We start from the raw sequence: 4,492 nt of genomic DNA, 5'->3' as shown, positions 1-4,492 counted from the left end.
CCCATTCCCCATGCCCCATGCCCCCTTCTTAATACCCTGTAGCGGCTAACTCCAATGGATGAAAATAAGGAATTCGCTCAACCCAAGTTTCCCAGTTGCCATTGGGGTATAGTTTCAAAAAACGAAATCCTGGAGGTTGTTGGTTGATGGCAAAAGTTGGGCTTTTTGACTGGAACTGAATGCAAGTTGAAGGAGTACCTAGATATTCAACATTGTGGCGCTGGCGTTGAAATTCTTGGTGGATATGACCAAATAAGACTAACTTAACTTGGGGATAGCGATCAATAACGGCAAAAAATTCTTGAGGATTTCTGAGAGAGATGGTATCTAACCATGCAGAATTTACTGGCAAAGGTGGATGATGTAGCGCTACCACAGTCGGGTTATTGCCTAGTATTTTCAACTCAGAGTCCAGCCAATCTAAGGTTTGAGGTGCAAGCTCCCCATGCACGCACCCAGGTATGGAAGAGTTAAGCAAGATAAAATTCCAACTGCCGCGCTTAAAGGATTTACGGCGGGAAAGCATCCCCATATTTAAGATTTCATCCATGGCAGTAGCACAGTCATGGTTTCCTGGCAACCAGTAAGTAGGTATTTGCAATGGATTTAGCAGGGTTTGAAGATTTTCGTATGATTCAGGTGTACCATCACCAGATAAATCTCCTGTTAATAGTAGTAAATCAAGTTCAGATCGTAGTTTCTTTAATCGTTTTATAACTGCTTGGAAAGACTCTGTAGTAGGCATTCCTAGGAGTCGCTGATTTTCCGACGCAAACAGATGTATATCTGTTAACTGAGCAATTGATATGGGAGACACTTGATTCATCTTTACTGATAGCAACTTGTGCGTCTTAATATCGGATTCTCCTTTCAGGAAAATAACTGATTTTATCTAAAGTAGTAAAACTAGCAACCTAGTTAACTCCCTTTTACGAAATGAATCAGGTAATTTACCTCCCAGCTTCAGCTCTGAGTAAACCAATGTCTTGTGATTTTACGTAATAATCCCTAACTACAAAAAACAAAATTTACATGAGTCTACAAAATCCTGTAATCATTATTTTTTCATCTATCCTAAGATAGAAATTAGGATTCATTTTGTATTTTATGACACTCATCGCTAAAAGTAGTCATACCCACAGATTGATGTAATCTCTGTACCAGTCATCCAAATCTACTAATTTGCTGAAAAAATCCTCTGCGATCGCTCTGATAATTCAGATACGCTTAGAGAATATTTCCATATCTAATACTACTTTTAAGACAGGCGATCGTATCTCACAGTACACTCTGGGAGCTTGTGACTAAAATATTGAGAGACATTAATTTCAACCAGTACTAAAAAAACCAGAGCAAGGTAGCTTATGGTTTATGGTAAGTACGTAATTGTTCTACTATATATTCTTCCAGTTCTTGTTTTTCTCGGCTACTTGCCTTTCTTTGATAAGTTCTTCCTGTTTCTTGAATAAATCTACGTTTTTCACTCTGAGAAGATCTTTGCTTCATTCCGGGTTCCTTAAGATTTTTATTTAATTCTTCCCATGTCTTCTCACCAATAGTTTCGCCTACTTTAAAGAGCGCTTGGGGTAGTAATATTTTTGCCTCTCTCTGGTAATCTTCTTCTGTTTCTAGAGATGCTAGATCTACACTGCTAAAGTCGATATCAATCTGAAATTTACTCATGAAATTGTAGTTAGTCTATGATTCCTAAATTGAACATCTACCCAAAAGTTAACCGCCAATGCTTAGAGGCATTAGAAACGATAATTTTTTAAGTTTATTGTTTCTTGCCATTTTTCAAAATTTAGTGACTGTTACACTAATACCAGAATCGAGTCGTGGCACCTTGAAATATTCAATTGGCTCAGCAGTACGTTGAGGATTTGGGTTATTAGTTTGTTGTTGACATTGCTTCAAGATGGCCGCCGGATTGTTAATGAAATCTAGAGGATTCATCTTTGGGCATTCTCCTGCACGGGCTGAACCAATTTCTTCAGCAACTTGTTTGAGATTATCAATTCGATCAAAGGCATTATTTGTGCCCCCATTAATAGTAACTGGTTCAGTGACTAGAACAGCAGCCTGATGACGCTCAGTAATTATATGAGGTAAATTCTCCTCGTTGGCATAAGCAGGATGAGCGAAAGCGATCGCACTAATTACCGTCAATAAACTTAGAAGTGGGTATTTCATCATTCAACTCCCCAGAGAATGCTTGCGAGTGCAATTCTATGTTATCTGGAGTTATCAAGAAAGCACACAATTATTGACAAAAAATAGACCTAATAGCTTAGAGCAGTTCTAATGTACCACGAGTTTAAATTCTATATAACTTAGGGCAAATTACCGTAACAATCCCTAAAAATATTTCTTCTTTAACTTTCCATATATCCTTTGAGTAAGTAATTTTACTATACGTCTTCTCGATAAACCCTTAATATTGGCTGGATAATGCACTTTATGATCAAAAAATTCATTTATTTGTTCTAAAATTATTTGCAAACGCTTAATAATATTTTCAGTCCGATGCTCTAGAAAAAATTGTTCAGATAAAGTAAATGATACAGGAGAGTTAAGTAATTTCATGATTCGCTGGATATCGTACTCTTTGGAATATCCAGCAATTTTATAGCAATTAAATCCCGGATCTAAATAATCTGAGAGTCCACCATTCACACTAGAGAATACTCGACACCCACAGGCTAAAGCCTCCATTGGTTGCAGTCCAAAACCTTCACTCACACGCTGTTGTGCCCAATATTCAGCGGAGTCATAGAGGTAAATTTTAGCTCGATTAAATAGTCGAGGTAAGTCTTCTATATAAGAGTCAACCACACACACTTGACATTGCTGCTGCAATGCTGGAATCAATTCTTTAATTAGATACTCAGAAGATTTCCGCACTTGAACTAAAACATCAATATCACGTTGCAAATGTAAATTTTGAAATTCGTTACTAATTTGATTAGGTAAATAATAAATCAAAGAGTTAGGAGATTGTTGTCCCCAATATCCCATCGTATTACGGCTCACAGCGATGATAGGAATACTGCCAGGAAGTCGGAAGTTGTAACCTGCACTATGGGCATGATAAACCACATTGTAAGGTTTTAGCTTTATAACAAGTTTCGCAATATCAAATCCCCAGCTAATTACAAAAATCACATCATCTAATTTTGACTCCTTTAGCAAATCATCTAGGAAAAGTTTGCCTTTTTCTCGTTGACGATAAGTCACAACTTCAGCACTACATATCTGTTGAACGAGATGCACTGTTTTTAATTCTGCCCAAAGACCACCACAAGCAAATTTACCATCAGTTCCTGGCAGCAAAAAATAAAGCTTTCTCATGATGTAAACCTCGTAAAATGTACTAACATGTAGGTTAGCTTAATTTATGCGTGATGGCGTATCCGTTTGCCGTAGGCGATCGCTGTTAGTTTTACAAAACACCTAAAATTAAGTTGTATGTATTTGTAACAGTTTAAAATAATACTACCTTCGTCAAAAGATTAATATTACTTAAATAATTTCAACTTTTTTATCCTGTTTACCGTTCCCATTCCTTACCCCTTGGGAATACTGACACATTCAAAGTTGCTGAAGCTATGGAATTAATTTGAAGAGATGATTTAAAAAATTTGTACATCAATCTTGCCAGTTCACCTTGACAAAATGTGACTCACGTCCCCAACTATCAGATGTACGAGTAATATTCTCAATTTTCAGATTAAAGGGAATGGCAGTAGTTACATAACGCTGTGCCATAGAACCTAAATCTGCTGAAATTTCGGCTGCTGTTGTAGCTGCTAACCCCAAACCTATCAATTGCTCGATCGGTCGAAACGGTAGCAAAAGATGTACACCCACGGCTAGTCCTGCTGTCAATAACATCGCCACCGATAAATTTGTACCACAACGAGGATGTACAGCCAAATTCCATTCGCCACTAGTGAGGCGATGTAGACCAAGGCTCACGGCACGCCGCAAATCGCTAATATTCACTTCACCATACAGGTAAAATCCCTGCTCTGTAGACAAACCACTCAATAATTCGTCATCAACTTTAATCTTGGGGGGCCTGACTGTAGGGGGATGGGCAATTTTTGATTCGCTGAGAACCCAAACAGTAGCATGTTCTAGGGCGTGAACTTGCCGCACCATGATCATTTCTTTCAACCCTGGAATAAATGACAGTTGCTTGAGTAACTCCGCATCTGACGTGGGTTGCGGACAGTCTGCAATCAGATTGTCTTGACTAGTAATTTGCCAAGACAAAGGTATCGTCAAATCTAAACTAAAAAAGTCAAAGGAAGACGAGCCACCTTTAACAGAAGCAGAAGTATTCATAGGAACACTACTTTCCAAGTCGATGGAGCAACATAGATTTCTTACAAATGTAGCGCTTGAGGCAAAGAATTATTGCTAATTTTTGTTGATGATTGGATATGGGGCATGGGAAAGAAGGGGTAAGGGGGAAAGGGGAAGGGCC

Annotated in this window: 5 protein-coding genes; all 5 read right to left on the bottom strand. The window is 38.2% G+C overall.

All coding sequences use genetic code 11. The features are described 5' to 3' along the window. Positions 1 to 28: 28 nt before the first annotated feature. The 5 genes from cpdA to I8751_RS17060 all read right to left on the bottom strand — a co-directional run bounded on the left by cpdA (position 29) and on the right by I8751_RS17060 (position 4,350). The gene (gene cpdA, locus I8751_RS17080) at positions 29 to 826 is read right to left on the bottom strand and encodes a 3',5'-cyclic-AMP phosphodiesterase (RefSeq protein ID WP_214440327.1); all 798 of its coding nucleotides are present in this window, start codon (positions 824 to 826) and stop codon (positions 29 to 31) included. A 536-nt stretch (positions 827 to 1,362) separates the two neighbouring features. Beyond that, positions 1,363 to 1,683 carry a hypothetical protein gene (locus I8751_RS17075; RefSeq protein ID WP_214440326.1) on the bottom strand — a complete coding sequence of 107 codons (321 nt, stop codon included), beginning with the start codon at positions 1,681 to 1,683 and terminating at the stop codon, positions 1,363 to 1,365. A gap of 114 nt (positions 1,684 to 1,797) precedes the next feature. Continuing rightward, on the bottom strand, positions 1,798 to 2,196 hold the full coding sequence (locus tag I8751_RS17070; protein ID WP_225894211.1) for a hypothetical protein: 399 nt from the start codon (positions 2,194 to 2,196) through the stop codon (positions 1,798 to 1,800). Positions 2,197 to 2,358: 162 nt separating this feature from the next. Continuing rightward, positions 2,359 to 3,351, bottom strand: coding sequence for a glycosyltransferase (locus tag I8751_RS17065; protein ID WP_214440325.1), 993 nt, complete (start codon positions 3,349 to 3,351; stop codon positions 2,359 to 2,361). Positions 3,352 to 3,648: 297 nt separating this feature from the next. Further along, entirely contained in the window at positions 3,649 to 4,350 is a 702-nt protein-coding gene (locus I8751_RS17060) for a DUF6391 domain-containing protein (RefSeq protein ID WP_214440324.1), read from the bottom strand. Positions 4,351 to 4,492: the final 142 nt, after the last annotated feature.

This window comes from Atlanticothrix silvestris CENA357 (assembly GCF_016056295.1).
Taxonomy (GTDB): domain Bacteria; phylum Cyanobacteriota; class Cyanobacteriia; order Cyanobacteriales; family Nostocaceae; genus Atlanticothrix; species Atlanticothrix silvestris.
Note: the sequence above shows the minus strand (reverse complement) of the source record. Positions and strands in the feature narration are given on the sequence as shown.